Source organism: Marinobacter manganoxydans MnI7-9 (genome assembly GCF_000235625.1).
Taxonomy (GTDB): Bacteria; Pseudomonadota; Gammaproteobacteria; order Pseudomonadales; family Oleiphilaceae; genus Marinobacter; species Marinobacter manganoxydans.
In genome coordinates this window covers 289,945-314,538 of the sequence record NZ_AGTR01000084.1, presented here as the reverse complement: position 1 = coordinate 314,538, position 24,594 = coordinate 289,945, and the positions used below count along the sequence as shown (strand labels likewise).

Annotated in this window: 24 protein-coding genes; 16 read left to right on the top strand and 8 right to left on the bottom strand. The window is 59.3% G+C overall.

Annotated features, from left to right (window positions below; all coding sequences use genetic code 11):
• Positions 1-73 precede the first annotated feature (73 nt).
• Together KYE_RS18390 and KYE_RS18385 are read right to left on the bottom strand one after the other, a co-directional pair.
• Positions 74-322, bottom strand: a complete 249-nt coding sequence (locus KYE_RS18390; protein ID WP_008176460.1) for a hypothetical protein — start codon at positions 320-322, stop codon at positions 74-76.
• A gap of 75 nt (positions 323-397) precedes the next feature.
• Positions 398-748 (bottom strand): hypothetical protein, encoded by a 351-nt coding sequence (locus tag KYE_RS18385; protein ID WP_008176458.1) that lies wholly within the window; start codon positions 746-748, stop codon positions 398-400.
• A 127-nt stretch (positions 749-875) separates the two neighbouring features.
• Between KYE_RS18385 and KYE_RS18380 the strand changes: the two genes are divergently transcribed.
• Together KYE_RS18380 and KYE_RS18375 are read left to right on the top strand one after the other, a co-directional pair.
• Positions 876-1,991: an AI-2E family transporter gene (locus KYE_RS18380; protein WP_008176456.1), complete on the top strand. Its 1,116-nt coding sequence runs from the start codon at positions 876-878 to the stop codon at positions 1,989-1,991.
• A gap of 122 nt (positions 1,992-2,113) precedes the next feature.
• Complete coding sequence (locus KYE_RS18375) at positions 2,114-2,533, top strand: peptidoglycan-binding domain-containing protein (RefSeq protein WP_008176454.1); 420 nt, start codon at positions 2,114-2,116, stop codon at positions 2,531-2,533.
• Positions 2,534-2,602: 69 nt separating this feature from the next.
• Here the strand turns inward: KYE_RS18375 and ilvD are convergent, their stop codons facing one another.
• Positions 2,603-4,438, bottom strand: a complete 1,836-nt coding sequence (ilvD, locus tag KYE_RS18370; protein ID WP_008176452.1) for a dihydroxy-acid dehydratase — start codon at positions 4,436-4,438, stop codon at positions 2,603-2,605.
• Positions 4,439-4,598: 160 nt separating this feature from the next.
• Between ilvD and KYE_RS18365 the strand changes: the two genes are divergently transcribed.
• Both KYE_RS18365 and KYE_RS18360 read left to right on the top strand, forming a co-directional pair.
• Complete coding sequence (locus tag KYE_RS18365) at positions 4,599-5,855, top strand: HDOD domain-containing protein (RefSeq protein ID WP_008176449.1); 1,257 nt, start codon at positions 4,599-4,601, stop codon at positions 5,853-5,855.
• 52 nt (positions 5,856-5,907) lie between these two features.
• Positions 5,908-6,486: an LON peptidase substrate-binding domain-containing protein gene (locus tag KYE_RS18360; protein WP_039882136.1), complete on the top strand. Its 579-nt coding sequence runs from the start codon at positions 5,908-5,910 to the stop codon at positions 6,484-6,486.
• Here KYE_RS18360 and KYE_RS18355 read toward each other — a convergent pair.
• From KYE_RS18355 to KYE_RS18345, 3 genes are read right to left on the bottom strand one after another with little or no spacing between them, the layout of a single operon-like run.
• Positions 6,483-7,940 (bottom strand): bifunctional DedA family/phosphatase PAP2 family protein, encoded by a 1,458-nt coding sequence (locus tag KYE_RS18355; RefSeq protein ID WP_008176445.1) that lies wholly within the window; start codon positions 7,938-7,940, stop codon positions 6,483-6,485. The two genes, KYE_RS18360 and KYE_RS18355, sit on opposite strands and share 4 nt — an antisense overlap.
• Complete coding sequence (locus tag KYE_RS18350) at positions 7,937-8,935, bottom strand: GGDEF domain-containing protein (protein ID WP_008176443.1); 999 nt, start codon at positions 8,933-8,935, stop codon at positions 7,937-7,939. The genes KYE_RS18355 and KYE_RS18350 overlap by 4 nt, the downstream gene beginning before the upstream one ends.
• Positions 8,932-9,948, bottom strand: a complete 1,017-nt coding sequence (locus KYE_RS18345; RefSeq protein ID WP_008176442.1) for a GGDEF domain-containing protein — start codon at positions 9,946-9,948, stop codon at positions 8,932-8,934. Before KYE_RS18345 ends, KYE_RS18350 begins: the two co-directional genes overlap by 4 nt.
• 173 nt (positions 9,949-10,121) lie before the next feature.
• Here KYE_RS18345 and KYE_RS18340 point away from each other — a divergent pair, with 173 nt between their 5' ends.
• From KYE_RS18340 to lipB, 10 genes are all read left to right on the top strand, one after another.
• Entirely contained in the window at positions 10,122-11,378 is a 1,257-nt protein-coding gene (locus KYE_RS18340) for a glutamate-5-semialdehyde dehydrogenase (protein ID WP_008176439.1), read from the top strand.
• 5 nt (positions 11,379-11,383) lie between these two features.
• Positions 11,384-12,034 carry a nicotinate-nucleotide adenylyltransferase gene (gene nadD / locus KYE_RS18335; protein WP_008176437.1) on the top strand — a complete coding sequence of 217 codons (651 nt, stop codon included), beginning with the start codon at positions 11,384-11,386 and terminating at the stop codon, positions 12,032-12,034.
• Between the two features lie 70 nt (positions 12,035-12,104).
• The gene (rsfS, locus tag KYE_RS18330; RefSeq protein WP_008176434.1) at positions 12,105-12,455 is read left to right on the top strand and encodes a ribosome silencing factor; all 351 of its coding nucleotides are present in this window, start codon (positions 12,105-12,107) and stop codon (positions 12,453-12,455) included.
• A gap of 2 nt (positions 12,456-12,457) precedes the next feature.
• Complete coding sequence (rlmH, locus tag KYE_RS18325) at positions 12,458-12,928, top strand: 23S rRNA (pseudouridine(1915)-N(3))-methyltransferase RlmH (RefSeq protein WP_008176432.1); 471 nt, start codon at positions 12,458-12,460, stop codon at positions 12,926-12,928.
• Between the two features lie 9 nt (positions 12,929-12,937).
• Positions 12,938-14,827 carry a penicillin-binding protein 2 gene (gene mrdA / locus KYE_RS18320; protein ID WP_008176429.1) on the top strand — a complete coding sequence of 630 codons (1,890 nt, stop codon included), beginning with the start codon at positions 12,938-12,940 and terminating at the stop codon, positions 14,825-14,827.
• The gene (rodA, locus tag KYE_RS18315; protein ID WP_008176427.1) at positions 14,827-15,969 is read left to right on the top strand and encodes a rod shape-determining protein RodA; all 1,143 of its coding nucleotides are present in this window, start codon (positions 14,827-14,829) and stop codon (positions 15,967-15,969) included. The genes mrdA and rodA overlap by 1 nt, the downstream gene beginning before the upstream one ends.
• 123 nt (positions 15,970-16,092) lie before the next feature.
• Complete coding sequence (locus tag KYE_RS22185) at positions 16,093-16,986, top strand: septal ring lytic transglycosylase RlpA family protein (protein ID WP_008176425.1); 894 nt, start codon at positions 16,093-16,095, stop codon at positions 16,984-16,986.
• A gap of 56 nt (positions 16,987-17,042) precedes the next feature.
• Complete coding sequence (locus tag KYE_RS18305; protein WP_008176423.1) at positions 17,043-18,209, top strand: D-alanyl-D-alanine carboxypeptidase family protein; 1,167 nt, start codon at positions 17,043-17,045, stop codon at positions 18,207-18,209.
• Between the two features lie 30 nt (positions 18,210-18,239).
• Positions 18,240-18,509, top strand: coding sequence for a YbeD family protein (locus KYE_RS18300; RefSeq protein WP_008176421.1), 270 nt, complete (start codon positions 18,240-18,242; stop codon positions 18,507-18,509).
• A 5-nt stretch (positions 18,510-18,514) separates the two neighbouring features.
• Positions 18,515-19,153 (top strand): lipoyl(octanoyl) transferase LipB, encoded by a 639-nt coding sequence (gene lipB / locus KYE_RS18295; protein WP_008176418.1) that lies wholly within the window; start codon positions 18,515-18,517, stop codon positions 19,151-19,153.
• Between the two features lies 1 nt (position 19,154).
• Here lipB and KYE_RS18290 read toward each other — a convergent pair whose 3' ends face one another.
• Entirely contained in the window at positions 19,155-20,246 is a 1,092-nt protein-coding gene (locus KYE_RS18290) for a GGDEF domain-containing protein (RefSeq protein WP_008176416.1), read from the bottom strand.
• Positions 20,247-20,498: 252 nt separating this feature from the next.
• Here KYE_RS18290 and KYE_RS18285 point away from each other — a divergent pair, with 252 nt between their 5' ends.
• The gene (locus KYE_RS18285; RefSeq protein ID WP_008176414.1) at positions 20,499-21,944 is read left to right on the top strand and encodes an ABC1 kinase family protein; all 1,446 of its coding nucleotides are present in this window, start codon (positions 20,499-20,501) and stop codon (positions 21,942-21,944) included.
• Here the strand turns inward: KYE_RS18285 and KYE_RS18280 are convergent.
• A complete protein-coding gene (locus KYE_RS18280; RefSeq protein ID WP_008176412.1) occupies positions 21,884-22,327 on the bottom strand; it encodes a YqaA family protein in 444 nt (147 codons plus the stop codon). The two genes, KYE_RS18285 and KYE_RS18280, sit on opposite strands and share 61 nt — an antisense overlap.
• A 60-nt stretch (positions 22,328-22,387) precedes the next feature.
• On the opposite strand from KYE_RS18280, the gene KYE_RS18275 reads away from it, so the two are divergent.
• Positions 22,388-24,514 (top strand): methyl-accepting chemotaxis protein, encoded by a 2,127-nt coding sequence (locus tag KYE_RS18275; RefSeq protein ID WP_008176410.1) that lies wholly within the window; start codon positions 22,388-22,390, stop codon positions 24,512-24,514.
• Positions 24,515-24,594 lie beyond the last annotated feature (80 nt).

Here is a 24,594-nt window from a genome sequence, read left to right as displayed (position 1 = left end):
CGTCGAAGATCAGGATAAAGCAGATGGAAATTTTGTGTGTTTGAGTTGCGTAACAGAGCGTTGTGGCTTTGAATCAGGACGCAATGCCAAACAGGCGTTCGGGGTTGTCAACGCGGGCCAGAGCGTCATCGCAACAATTGACGGCGCCGCAATCGTCGGCTGAGCAAAGGCCAATGGTCTGGCACTCCATGTTCTGGTGCTGGTCGCCCTCATTCCGGAAAATCCGGGCCCTGGAGAGAATCGAGTGGCAGTGGCCACAAAGGAGTGTGGGAACCGCGCTGCCTTCAGCAAGAAGTGCTGTGTATTGATGTTGTTCAGTCATAAATATCCTCCTGATACTGCCCAACATATGGGCCAAGTATGACATTTCAAAGTCGGGATGCCGGTGTTATACGGCTTAACTGTCAGGATCGACCAGTGGCCGACGGTTGGAGCGCTTGTCATCCCAGTCAAGCTCCTTGGGGTCATACCAGCCGATTGCCCCCAGCACTCTCTCCCGAGTCTGTGGCGACAGGGTAGGCCACAGCTCCTGGAAGTCCTCGAGGCCGAGCTCCCTCTGCTTCATCTGCTTGCTCTGGAGCCGGTTGATAATGCGTGGTAGCTGCAGGGCCTCGCCTAGCTGACCCGGCACCATGACTTCCTGACCCATCACTTTGCGACGGTGCGTTCGGGCGGCCAGAACCTTGCGCAACTCGGTGGCCGCATCCAGGGCTGTTTCGATGGTGAAGGTTTCCAGTTCCAACAACATGACCTGTCTATTAGTTGATCAACAACCGTCCACTATAACCCGAAGACAGCTACAGTGGCCACGCCAGCGTGGTAGGGTAGAATGACTCGTTATATCGCAGAACCAACATCAGGGAACCGCATAATCTATGTACGCAAAACTTGAAACACGGACTTTTCTGGCGTTGCTGGTCGGCGTTTCCCTTGCCTTTGTTTTTCTTATGAAGCCCTTTTTCGGGCCCATATTCTGGGCGGTCGCCATCGCCCTGATTTTCCACCCGGTGCAGCAACTGCTGGAGCGGAAACTCGGGGACAGGCCCAATGTAAATGCACTGATTACCCTGTGTATCTGCATGTTCATCGTGGTTATCCCGGTTCTGGTACTGGTGACCTCATTGGTTGCCGAGGGCGTCGCGCTTTATCAGCAGATCCAGAGTGGTGAAATACGCCCCGGGGAATACATAGATCGGGTCAACCAGTCGTTCCCCGCCATCCAGGCCTTCCTGGCACAGTTTGATATCAGCTTTGCCGAGCTGAGGGACCGAGCCGTGAGTATCTTTGTCGGAGGAAGCCAGTTCCTGGGCAGGCAGGCGCTGGGCGTGGGCCAGAATACCTTCCAGTTTTTTCTGGGCCTGGCCTTGATGGTGTATCTGGCGTTCTTTCTGCTTCGGGATGGCCGTGCGCTGGTCGAGCTGATGATTCGGGCTCTGCCGCTGGGCGATGAGCGGGAGCGGTTGCTGTTTGCCAAGTTTGCGGAGGTGACCCGCGCGACCGTCAAGGGCAACCTGCTGATTGCCATCATCCAGGGGGCTCTGGGCGGGCTGATTTTCTGGATCCTGGGCATCAGCGGTGCGTTGCTCTGGGGTGTGGTTATGGCGATCGTATCGCTGTTGCCGGCTGTGGGTGCGGCGTTGGTCTGGGTGCCGGCAGCCATCTACCTGGCGGCCGTGGGCGATGTTGTCGAAGCGGTGGTGCTGACAGCCTTTGGCGTGGTGGTCATCGGGTTGGCAGACAACCTGCTGCGCCCGGTACTGGTTGGTCGTGATACCAAACTGCCGGACTACATTGTTCTGTTGTCGACCCTTGGGGGCATTGTCATGTTCGGCATCAACGGATTCGTAATGGGACCGCTGGTAGCTGCACTGTTTATGGCGTTCTGGGGCATTTTCATCCGCGAATTCAGCGAAGAAGCCCACCGCCCAGCCGCTTCTGCGGACGAAGAGACCCCTGCGCAAAGCAAGAAAACGGGACATGATGTCCCGTAAGGCGACATGCGACAAAAGTATGGTAGTCTTTTAACCGTTTGCCCCAGCCTGTGGAGATAGGCACCACACAACAAGAAAGAAACGGATATCGATGAGATATCAGGAGTTAGCAGGTGAGTACCATGAGAAACGCAACAACCCGATTGGGACGCCTGGCCGCAGCGGCCGGATTGGCGGTCACACTGGGCTTTGCCCCTGCAGCCTTCGCGGATGAGATCGTTGCACTCAAGAACGCGCTCTACGGAGCAGGATACGACATTACCAATGTCAGCCCGCAGATGGATGACTCAACCCGGTCCGCGCTAACCCGGTTCCAGCAGGATAATGGTCTTCAGGCCACGGGAAATCTGGACGATCCGACCAAGGAAGCCTTGGGTATGATATCGGTTCAGGTTGCCGCTTCGGCACCGTCACAGTCCGCCGCAGCCAGCAGCGCGCCGGCTCAGGAGTCGGCCTCTTCCGCGGCAGAAACCTCGGCCCCGGAGCCTGAGCAGGATGACGCCATTGAAGAAGAGGAAGATGGCGGCTGGTCGCTCTGGTAATCGGAGTTTCCTGAACAAAAAAGCCCGCGAGATGTCCGCGGCTTTTTTGTTGGTTCAGGATCTCAGTGCTCAGTCGAGCTTTTCGAGATCCCTAACGGCGCCCTTATCGGCGCTCGTGGCCAGTAGCGCATAGGCTTTCAGGGCTGCAGACACCTTGCGGTCCCGTGGCAGTTCCGGTTTCCAGCCCTTGGCGTCCCTGGCTTCCCGGCGACGATCCAGTTCGGGCTGATCCAGCTCCACGTTGATGCTCCGGTTCGGAATGTCGATGCGGATTGTGTCGCCATTTTCGATCAGGCCAATGGCTCCGCCGGCGGCCGCTTCCGGCGACGCGTGGCCGATGGACAGGCCGGAAGTGCCGCCAGAGAAACGTCCGTCCGTCAGTAGCGCGCAGTCTTTGCCGAGTCCCTTGGATTTCAGGTAGCTGGTCGGATACAGCATTTCCTGCATGCCCGGTCCGCCACGGGGCCCTTCGTAACGGATGATGACAACCTCGCCCGGCTTGACCTCGTCGGAGAGAATTCCGGCAACGGCGGAATCCTGGCTCTCGAATACCCTTGCCTTGCCTTCGAACACGAAGATGCTCTCGTCTACGCCCGCAGTCTTGACCACGCAGCCGTCAAGGGCAATATTGCCATAGAGTACGGCCAGGCCGCCTTCGGAACTGTAGGCGTTCTCAACCGAGCGGATGCAGCCGGTTTCCCGGTCACCGTCCAGGGTTGGCCAGCGGGTGCTCTGGGAGAACGCGGTCTGCGTGGGAATGCCGGCAGGGCCGGCCTTGTAGAACTCGACCACTTCGGTGGGCGGCGACCTCATGATATCCCAGGTCTCGAGCGCTTCTCGCATGGTCTTGCTGTGCACGGTGGGAAGGTCGGTGTTGATCAGGCCGCCCCGTTCCAGCTCGCCGAGAATGCCCATGATACCGCCGGCCCGGTGCACATCTTCCATGTGATATTTGGGTGAGTTCGGAGCCACTTTGCAAAGTTGCGGTACACGACGTGACAGTTGGTCGATCTCGTTCAGGGTGAACGGGACACCGCCTTCCTGGGCTGCCGCCAGCAAATGGAGGATGGTGTTGGTTGAGCCGCCCATGGCGATGTCCATGACCATGGCGTTTTCGAAAGCCGCCATTGAAGCAATGCTCAACGGCAGTACGCTGGCGTCATCCTCCTCGTAATAGCGCCGCGCATTCTCCACAATCTGTCGACCGGCTTTGAGGAACAGCTGCTCCCGGTCGGCGTGCGTTGCCAGGAGCGAACCGTTGCCCGGCAGCGCCAGACCGATGGCCTCGGTGAGGCAGTTCATGGAGTTGGCGGTGAACATGCCGGAACAGGAGCCACAGGTCGGACAGGCGCTGCGCTCATACTCTTCCACCTGTTCGTCGGAGGCGTTGGGATCTGCAGCAATGACCATGGCGTCCACCAGGTCGAGCTTGTGCTCCGACAGTTTGGTCTTGCCTGCTTCCATGGGGCCGCCAGAGACGAAGATCGTGGGGATGTTGAGGCGCATGGCAGCCATCAGCATGCCCGGGGTGATCTTGTCGCAGTTGGAAATACACACAAGCGCATCGGCACAGTGGGCATTGACCATGTACTCTACGGAGTCGGCGATGATCTCCCGGGATGGCAGGGAGTAAAGCATGCCGTCATGGCCCATGGCGATGCCATCATCGACCGCGATGGTGTTGAATTCCTTGGCAACACCGCCGGCGGACTCGATTTCGCGGCACACCAGTTGCCCGAGGTCCTTAAGGTGCACGTGGCCGGGCACGAACTGGGTGAAAGAGTTGGCAACCGCGATGATCGGTTTGCCGAAGTCGCCGTCTTTCATGCCGGTGGCGCGCCAGAGGGCACGGGCGCCGGCCATGTTGCGGCCTGCGGTGGATGTCCGCGAACGATACTGGGGCATGGGGTTCTTTTCTCTCTGTTGTTACCTGATGACGTTGATCAAAAAAACAGAGGATACCAGATTAGACTCCAGGCGCATGGTTGTTTTCAGAGCCTCTGTTTACAATAGTTAACACAGTTGCCAACTTATTTTCCGGTTTGATCCGACAAGGAGTATGCCTATGGCCGGCCAGGAAAGCCTGCCGCTTCGTCGCCTTAAAGAGTTCCAGCCCTTGAACCGGCTGACCGATGACCAGTTGGTTTTGCTTGCCAGCCGGGCCGAGCGTCGTACCCATGGGCCCGGGCAGAGGGTGCTGGAACGCGGTGTCCGTGACGGTCTCGATTTTTTCCTGGTGGCAGGAAAGATTGAGCTTGAGTCCGTGGATGGCCGAAAAACGATCATCGAAGCCGAAACCGAGAAAGCCCAGAACCCGATTGCCAGACTCCAGCCACGAATGTACGACGTTACAGCCGTCAAACCCTCGGAATTCCTGGTCGTCGAACAGGACATCCTTAACCAGTTGCTGCGTTCGGCGCCTGTCGAACAGGTTGAGATGGATTCAGGTGAAGGCAATGGAGGGCTCGAGAGCGAGGAACATCACCTGCTGATGGAATTCCTGTCGGAGCTGAGATCGAACCAGGTGAAGCTTCCCAGTGTGCCGGATGTGGCCTGGAAGGTCCGGCGGGCGGTAGATAGAGAGGAGTCGACGGCGGATCAGGTGGCTCTTGCCGTATCGGCCGACCCGGCGATGGCGGCCAAGCTCGTTCGCGCCTGTAATAGCCCGCTTTATCGCGGATTCAGTGATGTCCGGAATGTCCGGGAAGCAGTGGTCCGTTTGGGCATGCGCACCACCCGCCAGCTGGTGACGGTGTTTTCCATGCGTGAGGTGTTCAAGACCCGTCAGGCGTCGCTTCAGAAAGAGATGGAAAAGCTTTGGCGTCACTCTCGTGAAGTGGCTGCCCTTTGCTGGGTGCTGGCGGATCACGCCACCAAATTGAATCCGGAGGAGGCGTTGCTGGCGGGACTGCTCCATGATATCGGCGTGGTACCGATCCTGGTCCAGGCGGAACATCATGTGAATCTCTTTGCCGATGAGGCCAACCTCAGCCATGCAATCCGCGAACTCAGGGCGGATGTGGGTACGGCGGTTCTGGAGAACTGGTCGTTCCCGCCGGCGTTCGTTGAGGCGGTCCGTCATGCCGAGGACTGGGGCTATGAATGCCGAGAGACATCACCCCAATTGGTGGATGTGGTTATCGTGGCGCAATTGCATTCGATGATCGGTTCCAGCCAGAATGCCGAGCTTCCCCCGTTCGACCAGGTGCCGGCGTATCGGCGTCTGGGCGAGCTTGAACTCAATGCTTCTCGCAGTTTGCAGCTTCTGACGGAGGCCAGGGCCCGGGTCGACGAAGTTCAGCAATTGCTGTCCATCCGGTGATTGTCCGGGCTGTGTAAACTGTGGAGTCTGCTTTCCGGTGACTGTTGCACTTATGAATGTACCTTTGTTCCCCCTGAATTCCATCGTCCTGCCCAGGGGGAGGATTCCCTTGCAGCTGTTCGAGCCGCGCTACATCGACATGCTGACCCGTTGTCTCAAGGAGGATCGTGGGTTCGTTGTGGTGCTGTTGCAGGAAGGCGGAGAGGCCGGGCGCACCGCCGCCTTCTACGATATCGGCACTTATGTACGTATTATTGATTTCCAGCAGCTGGAAAACGGCCTTCTGGGGATTACCGTTGAAGGCGAATCCAAGGTCTCCGTGGTCCGCAGCTGGCAGCAGGAAGACGGCCTGAATGTGGGAGACGTCGAGTGCCTGATTGAAGAGGCAGAGAGTGAGGTGCCGGAGCGTTTCAGCGAGTTGCCCTCGGTTCTGAAGGCGTTGTTTCGTCATCCGGTCATCCGGGACCTGAACATGGACATTGACTATGGTGATGCCCGGGATGTTGGCTGGCGGCTCACCGAACTTCTGCCACTGGACAAGCAGGAGAAACAGAAGCTGGTGGAATTGCAGGACCCTCTGGAGCGGCTCACCCGGCTTCAGGGGCTCCTGGAGGCGCTGGAAGAAGGTTAGGTGCCAGCAACCGGCCTGAAGTTCAGAACCGCCTGATCCCAGGACAGCAGGATGTAGGCTCCCGTAAGGATTAACCACACCACCGCTGCACCAACGATGGTGATATCGGGCGCCAACGGAACCTTGTCATAGCGGCTGTAACTGGCCCGCACTGCACCGGTAACGGCCAGGGCAAGCAGTAGTCCTCCAATCACATCGGTGAACCAGTGCACCCCAAGGTAGAGCCGGCTCAAAGCCACGGGCACCAGTGGCAGCGAGAGCAGCACGTAGTATTGCCAACGTCTCCGATGCCTGCTTTCGCCGGCGACGAAACTTGCCAGCAGCGTCACCATCAGGGTAATGCCCGCCGTGTGACCACTGGGAAAAGCGCCGGAATTCGGCGGGCCCATGACTTCATCCGGCCGGGGCACGCCCAGCAGCGCCTTCAGGCCCCAGACCAGAACCACCGTCACTGCGATAGCCGTCATAACATGGATGGCCGCGGCGTAATAGCCCCGGAATAGCAGTGCCGCGCAGGCGAGCACACCGGCGGTCATTAACACCGGCGCGTCACCCAGCAGGGTAATGGCAATGAAGGGACCGTCCAACAGAGGTTGCCGGAGTTGCTCAAACCAGAGAAGGGTGGCCTGATCGAACCCATCCAGGAGGCTGGTGGCGGTAGCCAACTGCCCCCAGATCAGAAGTAGTGCGGAGGCACCCAGTGCCAGCATGAATGAGGCCAGCGGGAATTCGCCCTCCCGGGCCGGTCGTTGATTCGTGTACAAGCGCCAGAAACGGTTCGTAGCCTCGTATTGCGCCATCCACTGCTTCAGCCAGCGGTAGAAACGGCTGTCCTCCCCAAGTCCCAGCTGAAACCTCAGCAGCACGAAATAGACCACCGTCAGGGCCGCGAGGCTGATGCCGATGACCGCGTAAAAATGCGCCGGAGGCCTGATATCACTGGCCAGGGCACTGCCCACCAGAAACCCCGGGAAGATGTAGACTGGCGCCCAGGCAACAGCGGAGCCGATGTTGAAAGCCAGAAAGCGTCGCCAGGACATCATCAGGGCCCCGGCCACGAGCGGGATGATCGGTCTGACCGGGCCGACGAAGCGGCCGATGATCACACTCTTGCCGCCGTGACGCTTGAAGAAGCGCTCCCCGGTACCGATGATTTTTGGATAGCGGCTCAGTGGCCAGGCGGTTGTCAGGCGCCCCTGCAGCAGTCGCCCCAGGCCAAAACTTGCCGTGTCGCCGGCGATGGCCCCAAGGCCCGCCCAAAGCAGTGCTTCCGCAAGCGGCATGCCGGTCTCCCCCGCCAATACGGCGACGGCAAACAGGATGGCGACACCCGGGACAATAATGCCGGCTATAGCGAGTGATTCGATGAAGGCAGTCGTAAACAGGGCTGTTGCCAGCCAGCCGGGATGCAGGCTGAGCCATGCCGACAGATCGTTCAGCCAGGCACTGCTCATGTTTCGATGGTTTCTCCCGGGCTGAACCAGACCGAATCCGTACCGCGTCTGCGAGCTTCTTCCATGGCCTGGTGGGCCCGGTCCCTGAGTGTGTCGGTACGGGTGTCGCCACTGCCGCGGGTGGTGCAGCCGAGGCTTACTGTGGCTTTGCCAACCACCGGCCAGTGGTGTTCGGCAATGGTGCGGCGAATCCGCTCGGCAATCACTCGCACGCCTTCTTCCGGAGTAAACGGCAGGATCAGGAAAAACTCCGAGTCTTTCAGTGTGTACAGGGTATCGCCGGCTCGAATCACGCCGAAGAGGTGCTCGGTCATATCCCTGAACAGGCCCTGAACCTGGTCCCTGCCGTGAAGGTCGGCCACTTCGTCGGCGTAATCAATGCTCAGGTCGATGACGGACAGGCAATGCCCCGTGGCGATGGCACGGCTGATCTCTTTCTGAAGGGTTTCATCCAGAAAGCGGGCATTATGGGCGCCAGTCACCGGATCGGTAATGGCGAGGTCCTCTGCCGACTGGGCCATGTGGTCATAGTGCCAGATGTACAGGGCTGCAACCGCCAGAAGGATGAACAGGCCCCCCGTGATGGCAATGGCGTCAGCCGGTGCCTTTTCGAGGAACAGGATGATCGACATGGGTACCAGCAGCAGAAGCGATAGCCCGACGCCCTGACGCAGGGGCAGGATAAGCAGATTCAGCACCAGCAGGGGCATGGCCCAGTGGCTGATGCCCGGGGCATCCATGGTCAGCAGCGCTGCCAGCATGCCACTGTTCAGGCCGGAGAGGATGACCAGGTGCCCGGGGGCCGACAGCTGGTGCCGGCGGCAAATGATGGTGTAAACGGCACCCGCGAGGGTCAGAACCGCCATCCCTGAGGCCAGGTAAAAGAGTTCGTAGAAACCATAGCGGAGGTTCTGCATCGCCAGGGTGAAAATGAACAGGCAGGCGATGCCGTAGCCAAAGGCATGTGTCCAGGTTCTCAGTCGGGTCTCTGTCATGCCACTGGCCCCTCCGCCCGAGGCTGACTTGGTTGTGCCGGCTGCGACCATGAACTGTAGGCCTGGCTTCGGTTGCCTCCCTGCTGCTGGGCCCGGCGCAGGGCATTCGCGGCACTCTGCTGCAGACTGTTGGCATCGTCACCGATATTCAGGCCGGCGATCCCGGTGCTGACGGTCAGGTTCATGCCGTGAGATTCCAGAAGCGTTGCCAGGCCCTTGCGGATCGTCTCGGCGCGGGCGATCGCGTCGCTGGTGGAAATGCCCGGCAGAATCACCAGAAACTGCAGGTCTGCGACCCGGTAGTAGGTGTCGAAATCACGGATCTGGGAATGCAGGTAGCGACCAATGCGGGGAAGAATCGAGCGGATGTCCTCATCCGGTTCGTCATCGCTCAAATGGGTGTCCAGCCCGATCATGATAATCGACATATCGGTGCCCTCCCGCTCACTGCGCTGGATTTCCTTGTGCAGGTCGGCAGACAGGTATTCCCGGCTGGCCGCCTGGGTCAGTTCGTCGGTACGGCGCAACGGCGCAAGTTGACGGGTCTTGTAGTCCCGCAGGAAGACCAGCAACGCCGAAAGCAGCAGGGTAAGAAGAAAGGCGCTGATCATCTGGTGGCGGTCGGCAAGGCCTACCGCCCATTGTGTCGCGATCATTGCCAGTACAGCGATGATCAGTGTTACCACGGCTGCGGCCGCTGGCGGAACCAGGGCGAAAGCAACCAGAGGCAGCGCGTAAAGCCAGTGACTCAGGATCCATGGGCCGGTCCAGAAACTGGCCAGCAGTATCAGCAGAAGCACGACAAAGAACGCCTGCTGGATTTTCGGCCAGGGCTGGTGGACCCGGTTGGGATGGAACGTCTTTCCGGCAATGACAATACCTGCCGCGGCAGCCGCGGCTGCGGCAACCATGGGTTCGCCCAGCACGGCGCAAAGGGTCGCAATGGCGATCAGGGCCACGAAGCCCGCTCGCGACAACTTGCTCAACAGGAATTTTTCGGCCATCTGGGCCATGGTGTCCTTCCTTTTCCCGAACTCCCTTGAAAAACCGTCCCCGGGGAACCTTTATAGGTCCGAGTATGGCATATCGCAGCGGTATAATATCTGTTTGGGATGCGTACTTGAAACGGGAAAGGTAAAGTTAGGCCCTGATTCCCGATTCCGCTTGAAAACAGAAAGGTATTTGAATGGATATTGCAGCGTACATGGCTGAGGTTGGGCAGCAGGCCCGTGCAGCGGCAACCGGAGTGGCTCGTTCGACCACCGCCGTGCGTAATCAGGCGCTCCTGGCGACGGCCGAGGCCCTGGATGCAGCCCGGGAAGAGCTGGCCCTCGCCAATGGCAAGGATCTGCAGATGGGCCGGGAAAATGGCCTGGATGCGGCGATGCTTGACCGGCTGGAGCTGACACCCCAGCGAATCGATACCATGATTGAGGGCCTGCGCCAGGTGGCCTCCCTGCCAGACCCGATCGGTGCCATCACCGACATGAACTACCGGCCCTCCGGTATCCAGGTGGGCAAGATGCGTGTTCCGTTAGGCGTCATCGGTATTATTTACGAGTCCCGTCCCAACGTGACGGTCGAGGCTGCGAGTCTGTGCCTCAAGTCGGGCAATGCGACCATTCTCCGGGGCGGCTCAGAGTCCATTCATTCCAACCAGGCCATTGCCCGCTGTCTTTCCGCGGGGCTCGCCAAAGCGGGACTGCCCGAGAATGCGGTGCAGGTGATCAAGACAACGGACCGCGCTGCGGTCGGAGAGTTGATCACCATGCCGGACTACGTTGATGTGATTGTGCCCAGGGGCGGCAAGGGTCTGATCGAGCGCATCAGCCGCGATGCCCGGGTGCCTGTTATCAAACACCTTGATGGCGTCTGCCATGTCTACATCGATAGCCATGCCGATCCGGAAAAGGCGCTGAAGGTGGCGATCAACGCCAAAACCCACCGGTACGGAACCTGTAACACCATGGAAACCCTATTGGTGGATGCAGAAATCGCCGAGGATATCCTGCCTCTGCTGGCCCAGGCTTTTGTTGAAAAAGGCGTGGAATTGCGGGGCTGCGAGCGGACACGGGCCATCGTCGAAGGCGTGGTCGAAGCTACCGAGGCAGACTGGGAAGCCGAATATCTGGCTCCGGTCCTGGCAGTGCGTGTGGTTGACGGCCTGGAAGGCGCCATTGCCCATATCAACCGCTACAGCTCCCAGCATACCGACAGCATCATTACTGAGAACTACACGCGGGCACGGCGCTTCATCACGGAGGTGGATTCCAGTTCGGTGATGGTCAATGCCTCCACGCGCTTCGCCGATGGGTTCGAGTATGGTCTGGGGGCCGAAATCGGCATCTCCACTGACAAGATCCACGCCCGGGGACCGGTGGGGCTGGAAGGCCTTACATCCCAGAAATACGTGGTCTTCGGTGACGGGCACATCCGGACTTGATGCCCATGCATGTCATTTATGGGGGGACCTTCGACCCGGTGCATCATGGCCATCTCAGGCTTGCGCTGGAAATCAGCGATCGTCTTGGCGTGGGTTACGTCAGCCTGGTGCCCTGTCATATTCCGCCGCACCGGGGGCAAACCGGGGCGTCTTCCAGACAGCGCCTGGAGTTGTTGAGGTTGGCAGTGGCCGGTGAGCCCCAGTTGCGGATTGACGACCGTGAGCTCTCACGGGAAGGAGCGTCCTACACCGCCGATACCCTTCGCCAACTCCGGGCCGAGCTTGGCCCGGATGAACCCCTGGTGATGGTGGTTGGCACGGACGCATTTGCTGGCTTCGATCGCTGGCGGGAATGGCAGCATATTCCGGATCTGGCGCATGTGGTTGTGGTCCGTCGGCCGGGCCCGGCATTGGACCCATCCTCCGAACCGGCCCGATTGCTGGCAGAGCGTGGTGTGGAAAGCCCGGAGGCCCTGCATGACAGCCCCTGCGGCTGCGTTCTCGAGCTGGATCCACCCTTGCTGGATGTTTCCGCGACCGGTATTCGGGAGCGTATCGGTGACGGCCGCTCGCCCCGCTATCTGGTGCCTGACTCGGTCTGGACAGAAATTCGCCGTCAGGGGCTCTATGGAGCATGCCCTGACGGGAACTTTTAGTGCTACAATCGCGTCTGAATATGACATTTCGGGCGGCCATACCGGCAAACGCCCGTCCAACAGGTTGATTATGCAGGCAGAGCAACTGAAAGATCTGGTAATTAATGCGCTTGAGGATGTGAAAGCACAGGACATCAGCGTGATCGATGTCCGTGACCGCACCAGTGTCACCGACTTCATGGTTCTGGCATCCGGAACGTCCAACCGACATGTAAAATCCCTGGCAGACTCCGTCGTGGTCGAAGCGAAGGAGAAGGGCGTGCGCGCGAGCAATGTTGAAGGTGCCGGCGTCAGCGACTGGATTCTCGTGGATCTGGGCGATGTGGTTGTTCACGTTATGATGCCTGCCACACGAGAATTTTACGATCTGGAGCGCTTCTGGCGTGATGCTCCGGATCTTGGTGTTGCGGGCAGCGAATAATCATGCGGTTACGCCTGATCTGTGTGGGGCAGAAAATGCCCGACTGGGTCAGTACCGGATTCGGAGATTACGCCCGCCGCATGCCGCCGGAGCTACCCGTGGAACTGGTTGAAATCCCCGTCGCCCACCGGGGCAAGAATCCCGATATCCCCAGGCTGATGCAGCGAGAAAGCGACGCCATTCTGGCGGCCACCGGCGCGAAGGACCGGGTCATCGCGCTGGAGGTTGGTGGGCGGCCGTGGTCGACCGAAAAGCTTGCGGCGCAGCTGGAGAACTGGCAACAGGATGGCCGGGACGTCAGCTTTCTGGTGGGCGGCCCGGATGGCCTCGCCGACGATTGCCGCAAACGGGCCGACCAGCAATGGTCGTTGTCGCCCCTGACCCTGCCTCATCCCCTGGTGCGTATTGTTCTTGCAGAACAGCTCTACCGGGCCTGGTCGATCACCCGCAATCACCCGTATCACCGGGCCTAGGGGGACGTTATGCCATGGGGTGAGTTCAAGGATACGGCAGCGGAACGCCGGCTGTTCCAACGGCGGACCCTGGTCATGCTGGTAATTGTCATGCTCGCTATCGGCGGTCTGATTGCCCGGATGTACCAGCTTCAGGTCGTGGAGCATGAGATATACACCACGCTCTCAGACAAGAATCGCGTCCAGGTCCAGTCGGTGCCTCCTCCCCGGGGGCTGGTATACGACCGCAATAACACCCTGCTGGCGGAGAACCGCCCCGTTTTCAGTGTAACGCTTGTGCCCGAGCGGGTGCAGGGCATGGACGATACCCTGGCGCAGCTTGACGCGATCCTGGAGATCTCCGAGGAAGACCGCGAACGGTTTCAGCGTCGGCTTCAGGAGCCCCGCCGACCCTTCCAGGAAATACCCCTTCGCTATGACCTTAATGAGCAGGAGATGGCACGCCTCGCCGTGCATCGCCACGAGCTTCCGGGCGTCGAGGTCAAGGCTGAGCTGGTACGGTATTACCCCCACAGTGAGCTGACGGCCCATGCCCTGGGGTTTGTCGGACGTATCAATCGGGATGAGTTGCAAAGGATCGATCCGGTCAACTACGCAGGCACCAACTACATCGGCAAGTCGGGCATTGAGCGGTTCTACGAGGAAATCCTCCACGGCCAGGTCGGTTACCAGCATGTCGAAACCAATGCCCGGGGCCGGACTCTCAGGGTTCTGGAACGTGAGAACCCGGTTCCCGGGGAGGATCTGCAGCTGCATCTGGATCTCAGGCTGCAACAGCGTGCCCACGAGCTTCTTGATGGTCGTCGGGGCGCCATCATTGCCATAGAACCGGATACCGGCGGCATTCTCGCGCTGGCCAGCGTGCCGGGGTTTGATGCCAACAAATTCGTCACCGGTATCAGCGTCAACGATTATCGGGAATTGAGCGACAGCAAAGACAAGCCCCTGTTTAATCGTGCCTTGCGCGGTCAGTACCCGCCAGGCTCAACCCTCAAGCCCATGCTTGCGGTCGCCGCCCTCGACAGTGGCGCGACCACCCGGGATTACACCATCTGGGATCCGGGGCATTTCCGACTGAATCAGGGTGGCCGGGTCTGGCGCGACTGGAAGCGGACGGGGCACGGCTGGGTTGATCTCAAGGACGCTGTGGCCGAATCCTGTGACGTCTACTTCTACGAGGCGGCGGTCGAAATGGGCGTGGATACCATGCACAGCTACCTGTCTCATTTTGGCTTCGGGGAAGACGCGACGCTTGATGTCTCCGGGGCCCTGAGCGGCTTGCTTCCTTCCAGAGACTGGAAAAGGGCAGTGCGCAATGAACCCTGGTATCCGGGAGATTCCGTGAACCTGGGTATCGGCCAGGGCTTCATGTTGGCAACACCGTTGCAACTGGCGACAGCGACCGCCCTAATCGCCAATCGAGGCGAGTGGGTCGAGCCGAGGTTACTGAAAGATATCAAGGGGGATCGCCCGGTCGAGGAGTTCCTACCCGCCGAAACCCACGAGCCGCTCAAGTTGAAGAACCCGGACGACTGGGAGTATGTGGTGGAAACCATGGTTGAAGTCATGCACGGAGCGAAGGGCACTGCCCGGGGTGCTGGTCGTGGTGCCCCCTACAAGATGGCAGGCAAGACAGGAACTGCCCAGGTCTTCAGTCTGGCCGAGGATGAAGAATACGATGAGGAAGAAATCCGCGAGCGGCTTCGGGATCATGCGCTTTTCGTGGGTTTTGCGCCGGTAGATAACCCGAAAATTGCCGTCGCCGTTATTGTCGAGAACGGCGGCAGCGGCAGTGGCACCGCGGCACCGGTCGCGCGGGCGCTGTTTGACTCCTGGTTGCTGGATTATGGCCAGGGGGATAGCGCATTGGTCAGTGGTGTCGGCGAGGTGGCTGACTGATGGCGTTCAAGGCGTTACTGGATTCAACCGCAAGCAACCCTCTTGGCCGGCACCGGAGCATCTGGACAGCGCTGCATCTGGATCCAATCCTGTTGCTGCTGTTACTCCTGCTGGTTTCCGGCGGGCTGTTCGTACTCTACAGCGGTGCCGACCGGAACCTTGAGGTCGTCAAGGCCCAGGGCATCCGGCTGGGCGTGGCGTTTGTCGTGATGCTGGTATTTGCCCAGCTGGATCCCTCGGTGTTTCGCCGTTGGGCGCCGTGGCTCTACGGCGCCGGTATTGTGGCCCTGATTGCGGTTCTGCTGGTGGGCGTTGGTGCCAAGGGTGCGCAACGATGGCTGGCTATTCCGGGACTTCCGCGTTTCCAGCCATCGGAATTGATGAAGCTGGTGGTTCCCATGATGGCGGCCTGGTATCTGTCCAGGCATTTCCTGCCGCCCAGATTCCGGCATGTAACCGTCGGGCTGGCGATCGTTCTGGTGCCCATGGTCATGATCATGCAGCAGCCGGACCTGGGGACCTCGCTGCTGGTCGGCATGGCCGGTATCTTCGTGGTGTTTTTTGCGGGCATCAGCTGGAAACTGATCACGGCGTTCGTGGCCATGGTGTCCGTTTCGGCCCCGCTGATGTGGTTCTTCGTCATGAGGGAATACCAGAAACAGCGTGTGTTGACGCTTCTGGACCCTCAGAGTGACCCCCTTGGCGCCGGCTGGAACATCATCCAGTCCAAGACCGCCATCGGTTCCGGTGGCGTGGATGGCAAGGGCTGGCTTCAGGGAACCCAGTCGCACCTGGAGTTTCTGCCAGAGAGTCATACCGACTTCATCGTCGCAGTGCTGGCTGAAGAGTTCGGGTTCGTGGGCATGCTGATCCTGATGACGGTGTATTTCCTGATCATACTGCGGTGCCTGTATATTGCCGCGACAGCCCAGGATTCATTCAGCCGCCTTCTCGCGGGTGCGCTCACCATGACGTTCTTCATCTACATCTTCGTAAATGTCGGGATGGTAAGTGGACTTTTGCCAATCGTTGGTGTGCCATTGCCCCTGATCAGCTACGGTGGTACGTCGGGGGTCACCCTGATGGCAGCCTTTGGTGTTTTGATGTCGATTCATACCCATCGGCGAATGATTGGCGCCTGATTCGGTCAATCAAACCATGGCCACAGGGTAATGGTGATTCCTTCGGAGAACCCGTTACAATGAAGGCTGGACCACCGGGAACCTGATACCGGTGGCCAGTGTAGTCAAGAGGAATTCCGGACAGTGAACTGCAAGCCCTCATTCTCCCTCCTGCTGTCGGTGGTTGTGTCGCTGATACTCGGCGGCTGCGCGTCGGCCCCGGAAACGGACCATTCGTCCCGCTATACCCTGGCAACCGACAGGGCCCCTTCGGGTAACTTCGATGTGTCCGGTCTTGACGATGCGGTACCGGTTTACGAGGCTCCCAGGAGGGCGGGCAATAAATCGCCCTACCAGGTCTGGGGCAAGCAGTACCACGTGCTCGACAGCAACGATGGCTATGTGGAGCGGGGTACGGCGAGCTGGTACGGCGAGAAATTTCATGGCCACAAGACCTCCAACGGCGAAACCTTTAACATGTACACCATGTCCGCCGCGCACAAATCCCTGCGGATCCCCGGCTATGCACGTGTAACGAACCTTGATAACGGTCGCTCGGTGATTGTCCGTGTCAACGACCGCGGTCCCTTTCACAGCGACAGGATCATCGACCTGTCATACGCCGCTGCCAAGAAGCTGGGGTACCAGGCCAGGGGCACGGCCCGTGTGGAGGTGGCTGCCATCACCGTCAGGCCGGATGGCGCCATGTTCATTGCCGGCGAGCCTTATTCCCCGGGAGATCCGGCCGGATACGCTGAAAGCCGGGTGGAGGCAAGCGGCGACATGGCCATGACCAACCGGTCATTGTTTGTGCAGCTGGGGTCCTTCAGCAGCCGGGATCCGGCTGAAAAACTGCTCAGCCAGGTGAGGGCGGTGCTGGAGAATCCGATGCGCGTTCGGGCAGTGGATACCTCCGCGGGGCGCTTCCATCGGGTCCAGGTGGGCCCCTTCAATGACGAAGACAGCGCCAGGCGTACCCAAAGCCTGCTGGAAGCCCGTGGTTTCGATCAGTCCATCCTACTGACCGATACGCACTGAATAAGCCGAACACGACATATTTAAAAAAATACACTTAACGACGAATGAATGGACCCATGGCCTTAAACTCTGCTTTTCGAACTCTCTCCGTTGTCCTTGTGCTGATGCTTGCCCTGACAGGCAAGGCAATGTCCCAGTCGGTGCTGATTCCGTCGCCGCCGCAGATTGCCGGCAGCTCCTACGTGTTGATGGATCCCAAGAGCGGACGGATCATCATGGAGGAGAATAGCCACGAGCGTTTGCCTCCGGCCAGTCTGACCAAAATGATGACGGCCTATATTGTCGAGCGTGAGCTTGATGAGGGCCGCATTGCCATGTCCGACATGGTTCCCATCAGCGTTAATGCCTGGAAGACCGAAGGTTCGCGCACCTTCGTTCGGGAAGGCACCCAGGTTTCGGTCGAAGATCTGCTCAGGGGGGTCATCATTCAGTCGGGCAACGACGCGTCTGTTGCCCTGGCGGAATTCGTTGCAGGCAGTGAAGGAGCCTTCGTTGACATCATGAACCAGCAGGCCCAACTGCTGGGAATGAAAGACACCAATTTCGTGAACGCGACCGGCCTGCCCTCGCCGGAGCATTTCTCAACAGCCTATGACCTGGCGATGCTGGCCCGCGCGATCATCAACGATTACCCGGAGAACTATCCGCTCTACGCTGAAAAACATTTCACCTACAACAACATTCGCCAGCCGAACCGGAACAGTCTGCTCTGGCGCGATGATAGCGTCGACGGCCTGAAAACAGGCCATACCGAGGAGGCGGGTTATTGCCTTGTTGCCTCTGCCAAACGCAACGACACCCGTTTTATTGCCGTGGTTATGGGCACCAACAGTTCAGAAGCACGGGCCCAGGAAATCCAGAAAATGCTGAACTACGGCTTCCGCTACTATGAGAGCGAACGCCTGTTCCGGTCAGGCCAGGAGCTCATCGAAGCCCGTGTCTGGGGCGGTCAGGCTGATCAGCTCTCCGTTGGCATGACTGAGGATGTCTACGTGACCATTCCACGGAGTTCACGAAACGATCTGGAATCGACGGTCGACCTTGATTCTGTGATTAAGGCACCCATTAAAGTTGGGGACGAGCTGGGACGGGTGAAGGTCTCCTATAACGGCGAGGTACTGGTTGATCAGCCGGTGTTGGCCCTGACCGAGGTTCCCGAAGGTGGCTTTTTCAAACGCATCTGGGACGCCATCAAGCTCTTTTTCATTCAGTTATTTCAGTAAGGTGATGTTGATCCCGGGGAGTAAAACGGCATGAGTGAGCCGAAAGCACCAAAAATTGAGTTTCCTTGCGACTATGTGATCAAGGTGATTGGCAATGCGGCCCCGGATTTCACCGAGTTCGTGGTCGAGGTTGTGGAGCAGCATGCCCCCGGAATCAGCGAGACCGATATCACCGTTAACGACAGCAGCAAAGGCCGTTTTTCCTCGGTTCAACTGAAGATTGTGGCCACGGGTGAAGCGCAACTGAAGGCCCTGTTCGAGGATCTCAAGGCCAGTGGCCGCGTACACATGGTGCTCTGAGCCCGATGCCTGACCTGATTGTCCGATCCCTGGGTGAGCAGCCCTATCTGGAAACCTGGGAGGCCATGAAAGCCTTCACCGCTGACCGCGATGACAGTGTGGCGGATGAACTCTGGTGTTTGCAGCATCCGCGGGTTTATACCCAGGGCCAGGCGGGGAAGGCCGAACATATTCTTGCCCCGGGCGACATCCCGGTGATCCCGGTGGATCGGGGCGGGCAGGTGACCTACCACGGTCCCGGCCAGCTCGTGATTTACCTGATGATCAATCTGACTCGCAAAAAACTTGGTGTACGTTCTCTGGTGGACGAGATCGAACAGGCCATCGTCCGCACGCTTGCAGAATTGGGCGTTGAGGCCGCTCCGAGACCGGACGCCCCGGGCGTTTACGTGGGCGACGCCAAGATTGCCTCGCTCGGACTGAGGGTTCGCCGGGGTTGTTCCTTTCATGGCCTGGCGCTGAATGTGGATATGGACATGGAGCCTTTTCAGCGCATAAACCCCTGCGGCTACGCCGGAATGGCCATGTGTCAGGTTCGCGACTTTGTTCCCGGTGTGACACTGGCTGACGTGCAGCGGAGGTTGTCGCAGCAGCTGGTCAGTGGCCTGGCTCACCACGATGTCGATTTCCGCGAGGGCTGGTAGCTCAGGCCGCGGCTTCATTCTCGTAACCGCATGCGCGGTTACGTCCCTCGGATTTCGCCCGATACAGGGCTTCGTCTGACCGCTGCAGCAGGCGATCGATGGATTCCGAGCCACGGATCGACGCCACCCCCACACTGATGGTTGCCTGAATCGGGCCCTTCTCCGTGCTTACGGATCTGGCGGCAAAAGCTTCACGGATCCGGTTTGCGGATGCCAGCGCCTCCCCGGTATTGGTTTCGGGCAGCAGAACCAGGTACTCCTCACCGCCCCATCGGGCCAGCGTATCAACTTTGCGGCATTGTTCCCGAAGGGTCCTGGCCACCAGAATGATCAATTCGTCACCCACATGGTGCCCATAGTTGTCGTTAACGCTCTTGAACAGGTCAATGTCCATCAGCAGCACCGAAAAGGGCCGGGCGTTGCGAAGATAGCGCTGATACTCGATGTCCAGTTGCTCAAGCGCTTCGCGGCGATTGGCCAGGCCGGTCAGGGCATCGTGCTTGGCGGCATACTCGAATTCCGCGGCCAGCTTCAGCAACCCCAGCTTGCTGCGTCGACGGCTCTGGTCAAGGATGTAACAGGTGACCATTTCAAAACCCAGCACCGCTATCATGGTGATTCTGAAACTGGTGCTGTGCGGCGGATCGAACAGGAAATCCCCCAGTGGGCTGAAAAGGAAGATGACGGCGGCGAACCCGCCACAGCAGGCGAGCACCCCAACCCGGGATTCGCTGATGTAGAAAATGATGGGCGGGTAGGCAAACAACCAGATAATGGCGGAACCGTCCTCTACCGCGTTGATAGCCAGGTAGGTGAACAGCACCGTAATCAGGGTTATGAAGCCGCGACGCTGCAGGGTCTTGTTACCGAAGAGCAGGTAGCTCACAGAGTTGACGGCAAGAAGAACGGCGAAGCCAACCAGTAGTGGCGGCGTGATCGGGTCGTTCTGCAGGCTGGAGCGCCAGGCAAAGAAACAGAGCAGGGGCACGGCAACAGCGGTCAGCCAGTTGATCAGGATCGGGACAGGAATCTCGCCCTTGACCCGGAACTGCGACAGCTCCGTATCCGGCGTTTTTCTTGCGGATTGCGGCATTTTCAGATCTTGTTGTTGTGATAGTCGTTGTTGGACCTTACGTATCTAGAAATACTAGACCGGTTTCCCGGCGGAAACTGTGTCGAAACGTAAACGATCCGGTTGTGCAGATGTAAACCGGCAACGGGGCTGGCGCATTGGCCCCGTGGCCGCGGCAGGCCGGTCGACTCGGTTAGGTCAGCTCCCCTGACTATCCGTATAATGGTGTAAGCCGCCAAACGTGGTGAAATTCTCTGATCCGAACAGGTCACTATGTCTTCCAGACGTTCAGGAAATTCGGTTTCCCGCATCAAGACAGGCAGTTTCGAGCGCAGGCTGAGTCTGACCCGTGCCGGGTTGTTTGCCGGTACCCGTATGGCCTCACATATGGCAACCAACTGGTTCAGCACTCGGGAAAATCGGGAAAAACGTCACCGCGCCATGCTTTCGAGCCAGGCCCGGTTCCTGGTGGATGAACTGGGCAAGTTAAAGGGCAGCGTGGTCAAGATTGGCCAGGTTATGGCTCTGTACGGCGAGCATTTTTTGCCCGAGGAAGTCACCGAAGCGCTCCACACCCTGGAAGATCAGACCACTTCTCTGGAATGGCCGGCTATCGAGCGTGTGCTGAAAGACGAGCTGGGCGCGGAGCGTCTGGCGCAACTGGATGTAGAGCCCGAGCCTATTGGCGCTGCGTCGCTGGGGCAGGTCCATCGGGCCTGGCGCCGCAGTGACGGCCTGGAGCTGGTGCTGAAGGTGCAATACCCGGGCGTTGCCGACGCGGTAGACAGCGACCTGAATGCTGTCGCCCAGTTGCTGCGAGTGGCCAGGCTGGTCAGTTTTGGCCCCGAGTTCAATGACTGGCTGGAGGAAGTCCGGCAGATGATGCATCGGGAGGTGGACTATCGCCTTGAGGCGAAGACCACCGAGAAATTCCGCAACATGCTGGCATCGGATCCGAGATTCATTGTGCCCAGGGTCCTGCCGGAGTTTTCAACCGAGCACGTTATTTGTTCAACCTACGAGCACGGGCATTCGGTCAGTTCCCAGTCGGTCAGGGACCTGCCGCTGGAACGTCGCAGTGCCCTTGGCAAGGCCGCCCTGGAGCTGTTTTTCCGGGAATTGTTCATCTGGGGCGAAATACAGACCGATCCCAATTTCGGCAACTACCGCATCCGGATTGCCGGGGAGGAAGGGGATGACCCGGGGTACGACCGTATCGTCCTCCTCGATTTCGGCGCCGTGCAGTCCTACTCGGACGAGTTTCTCAAACCGGTCATCCAGATGATCAAGGCATCCTACGAGAACGATCTCGATGCGGTAATCGATGGTGGCGTGAAGCTGCGTTTCATGAGCACCGAGTGGCCGGAGGAGGTACTGGAGAAGTTTGGCCAGGTCTGCATGTCGGTGCTTGAACCGCTCTCCAGCGACAAGGATTCCTGGCCAGACTATGCAGTAAACAGCCACGGCCAGTATCGTTGGAAGCAGAGTGAACTGCCGTCCCGGGTGGCGCGTCAGGCGGCCCGGTCGGCGATCAGTCGCTATTTCCGCGTGCCCCCGAAGGAGTTCGTGTTCCTTAACCGTAAACTGATCGGGGTCTACACCTTCGTTGCGGTTCTGAATTCCGAATTTAACGGCGAGCCGCTGCTTCGGAAATACCTCTACGGTGAAGGTGACGATGCACCGGACGCCTCCGCGACGAGCCAGAGCACAAAGGCGTAGCGGGCCCCCTTGCCGATTCCTACCAGTATCACAAAATTGAGCCACGGCACGCGCATGATCCCGCCAACCAGGGTCAGCGCGTCGCCGCCCAGAGGCAGCCAGCCCATCAGCAGAGACCATTGGCCATATCGGTTAAAGCGGTTCCTCGCCTTGTGCAATTGCATCTCGCTGATCGGAAACCAGGGTTTATGCTTAAAGCGATCTACCTGCCGGCCGATAACTCCGTTAACGACCGAGCCCAGCGTGTTACCCAGTGTTGCCCAGAACCACAGCCACCACCAGGAGTAACCCTGTGTTATCAGCGTGCCCAGCAGAACTTCCGAGTAAGCGGGCAGCAGCGTGGCAGCGGCGAACGCGGTCAGAAATAGCGTCAGGTAGGCCACCGGCTCCTCCGTGCTCTAAAATAGAATGAACCCCCAACTCCCCGCAGGTCCGCCTTCACCATGAAACAGTTATCGCTCCGCTTCAAGCTCTACGCCCTCGTTGTGTCCCTGCTTCTGATAATGGGCATCAGTATCGTGGTGACTGCCCAGCTGTCTCTCGGAGCCATGGAGAAGAGGTTGAGTGTCGAGACCCGGGATACGGTGCAGGGCATTGTAATGGATCAGCTCAGCGCAACCGCTGGCAAGTTCGGCGAGCTGGTCAGTGGTCAGTTTGCAACTGCCTTTCGGACCCCGGAAGTCGTCCGCAATGTTATTACCCGCAATATTCAGTCCGACAGTTCCGGTCGAATCAGCAGGACGGCCCTGCAGGAGACTGTTGGCGCCGTGCTTGAGGAGCAGAAAAGTCTGAGCTCGATATACGCACAGTTCGAGCCGGATGGCTATGACGGGCAGGATCGCTATTTCACCGGTGGTGTTGAGGAGCACAGCAGCGACGAGGGCACCCTGGAAATCTATTACTACCGGGATCCGGAGGGCAAGGTTCACTTCAGCCGCACCGAGGACCCGGCTACGAAGTATCTGGATAGCCTGAACGAATTCGGGATTCGGGAAGCCGAGTGGTATCTGTGCTCGCGGGACACCAGGGCACCCTGCATCATGGAGCCCTATGATTACGAAATCAGTGAGGGCTATTCCGAGCTGATGACCAGCCTGGTGGTTCCGATTCTGGACGACGGAGCATTCGCCGGCGTGGTGGGCGTCGATATCAATCTCTCGACACTGCAAAGAACCATTTCTGGTGTCAGCAAGGAACTGTTTGACGGCAAGTCCAGGGTCACGCTGATCAGCGAGCAGGGTCTTATCGCGGCATCCAGTCATTATGAGGCTCATCTTGGTCGGCCCCTCCGGGAGGCGTTGCCGGAGCATGGCGATACCTTCTCGGGACTGCATCAGGGTGGGGGGACCTTCGATGACGGCCAGACCCTGGCCGTGGCCTATCCCGTCGAAATCAGTCTGCCCGATGCCGAGTGGTCGTTGTTGATTGAACTGCCAAGAGATGCCGCGCTTGCCAGCGTTTCCGAAATCACGGGCCTGCTGTCAGACGAAGTGGCCGCGACCGCGACCCGCCAGACCCTGGTAGGCATCGGTGTCGTGGTTCTTGCTGTTGTCGCCCTCGTTCTCCTGGTCCGCTCGGTGACCCGCCCGCTGGATGAGATCCGGGATCGCATGAAGAACCTGGCCAGTGCCGAAGGGGACCTTACCCGTGAGCTGGAAATCGACACCCACGCCGAGCTGATCGAGCTGGCTGGCGGATTCAACGCCTTCCTGGCGAGGCTGAGAGAGATGATCAACGACCTGAAGGATGTAAACGCCAAGGTCCGCGAACAGGCCAGGGATGTCGGAAGTATTGCGGTTGAGACCGATGAGCAGACCGGCAGGCAACATCAGGACATCGACAGCGTGGTGACCGCCATGAATGAAATGTCTGTCGCTGCCGGTGAGGTCGCGGGATTTGCCGGTGAGGCGGCGGACAACGCGCGGATGGCCCAGGACGGCATCCGCTTTACCCAGGACACCTTGTCGTCCGCAGTCAACGGCGTGAGCGCGGTGGCCAATGACATGGGCGAGGCCAGCACTGCGATCGGCCAGGTGGCCAATCGCAGTGAGGACATCAACCGGATCCTGGATGTCATCCGTGGCGTCGCAGAACAGACCAACCTGCTGGCGCTTAACGCCGCCATCGAGGCGGCAAGGGCCGGTGAGCAGGGGCGCGGCTTTGCCGTTGTCGCCGATGAGGTCCGAACCCTTGCCTCCCGGACGCGGGAATCTACCGATGAAATCAGCACCATGATCGACGGTCTGAAGCAGGATGTGAACGGGGCGGTTTCGGTGATCCAGAGCGGTGTTGATCGCGCCACCTCGGCGGTGGATGGCACCCAGGAGGCGGCCCATTCCCTGGCCACGGTTGTCGAGCGGATCGGAACCATTGTCGAACACGTGACCCAGGTGGCGACCGCAGCGGAAGAGCAAAGCTCGGTGAGCGAGGAAATCAATCGCAACCTCACTCATATCGGTGACGCCGCCAACGATCTCCGGGAACTTGCTGGTCGCGTCAAAGGCAGTGGTCAGGCCCTGGACAATGAAGTGCAGGTTCTGGAGCGGGAGCTCGGTCGCCTGAGGACATGATGGGCGGCTACTATGGTGGCGATTCAAAGCATCAATTTTAAATTAGCGTGCGCCGTGCCATCATTCAGCCATAGCATTGC

What these genes read in the sequence shown, in the direction of transcription:
- KYE_RS18290 (WP_008176416.1), bottom strand. Translation starts at nt 20,246, where the DNA reads ATGCCGCAATCCGCAAGAAAAACGCCGGATACGGAGCTGTCGCAGTTC.
- KYE_RS18350 (WP_008176443.1), bottom strand. Translation starts at nt 8,935, where the DNA reads ATGACAGAGACCCGACTGAGAACCTGGACACATGCCTTTGGCTACGGC.
- KYE_RS18380 (WP_008176456.1), top strand. Translation starts at nt 876, where the DNA reads ATGTACGCAAAACTTGAAACACGGACTTTTCTGGCGTTGCTGGTCGGC.
- nadD (WP_008176437.1), top strand. Translation starts at nt 11,384, where the DNA reads ATGCATGTCATTTATGGGGGGACCTTCGACCCGGTGCATCATGGCCAT.
- KYE_RS18275 (WP_008176410.1), top strand. Translation starts at nt 22,388, where the DNA reads ATGAAACAGTTATCGCTCCGCTTCAAGCTCTACGCCCTCGTTGTGTCC.
- KYE_RS18355 (WP_008176445.1), bottom strand. Translation starts at nt 7,940, where the DNA reads ATGAGCAGTGCCTGGCTGAACGATCTGTCGGCATGGCTCAGCCTGCAT.
- ilvD (WP_008176452.1), bottom strand. Translation starts at nt 4,438, where the DNA reads ATGCCCCAGTATCGTTCGCGGACATCCACCGCAGGCCGCAACATGGCC.
- KYE_RS18375 (WP_008176454.1), top strand. Translation starts at nt 2,114, where the DNA reads ATGAGAAACGCAACAACCCGATTGGGACGCCTGGCCGCAGCGGCCGGA.
- rlmH (WP_008176432.1), top strand. Translation starts at nt 12,458, where the DNA reads ATGCGGTTACGCCTGATCTGTGTGGGGCAGAAAATGCCCGACTGGGTC.
- KYE_RS18360 (WP_039882136.1), top strand. Translation starts at nt 5,908, where the DNA reads ATGAATGTACCTTTGTTCCCCCTGAATTCCATCGTCCTGCCCAGGGGG.
- KYE_RS18340 (WP_008176439.1), top strand. Translation starts at nt 10,122, where the DNA reads ATGGATATTGCAGCGTACATGGCTGAGGTTGGGCAGCAGGCCCGTGCA.
- KYE_RS18300 (WP_008176421.1), top strand. Translation starts at nt 18,240, where the DNA reads ATGAGTGAGCCGAAAGCACCAAAAATTGAGTTTCCTTGCGACTATGTG.
- KYE_RS18390 (WP_008176460.1), bottom strand. Translation starts at nt 322, where the DNA reads ATGACTGAACAACATCAATACACAGCACTTCTTGCTGAAGGCAGCGCG.
- KYE_RS18305 (WP_008176423.1), top strand. Translation starts at nt 17,043, where the DNA reads ATGGCCTTAAACTCTGCTTTTCGAACTCTCTCCGTTGTCCTTGTGCTG.
- mrdA (WP_008176429.1), top strand. Translation starts at nt 12,938, where the DNA reads ATGCCATGGGGTGAGTTCAAGGATACGGCAGCGGAACGCCGGCTGTTC.
- KYE_RS18365 (WP_008176449.1), top strand. Translation starts at nt 4,599, where the DNA reads ATGGCCGGCCAGGAAAGCCTGCCGCTTCGTCGCCTTAAAGAGTTCCAG.
- lipB (WP_008176418.1), top strand. Translation starts at nt 18,515, where the DNA reads ATGCCTGACCTGATTGTCCGATCCCTGGGTGAGCAGCCCTATCTGGAA.
- KYE_RS18285 (WP_008176414.1), top strand. Translation starts at nt 20,499, where the DNA reads ATGTCTTCCAGACGTTCAGGAAATTCGGTTTCCCGCATCAAGACAGGC.
- rodA (WP_008176427.1), top strand. Translation starts at nt 14,827, where the DNA reads ATGGCGTTCAAGGCGTTACTGGATTCAACCGCAAGCAACCCTCTTGGC.
- rsfS (WP_008176434.1), top strand. Translation starts at nt 12,105, where the DNA reads ATGCAGGCAGAGCAACTGAAAGATCTGGTAATTAATGCGCTTGAGGAT.
- KYE_RS18385 (WP_008176458.1), bottom strand. Translation starts at nt 748, where the DNA reads ATGTTGTTGGAACTGGAAACCTTCACCATCGAAACAGCCCTGGATGCG.
- KYE_RS18345 (WP_008176442.1), bottom strand. Translation starts at nt 9,948, where the DNA reads ATGGCCCAGATGGCCGAAAAATTCCTGTTGAGCAAGTTGTCGCGAGCG.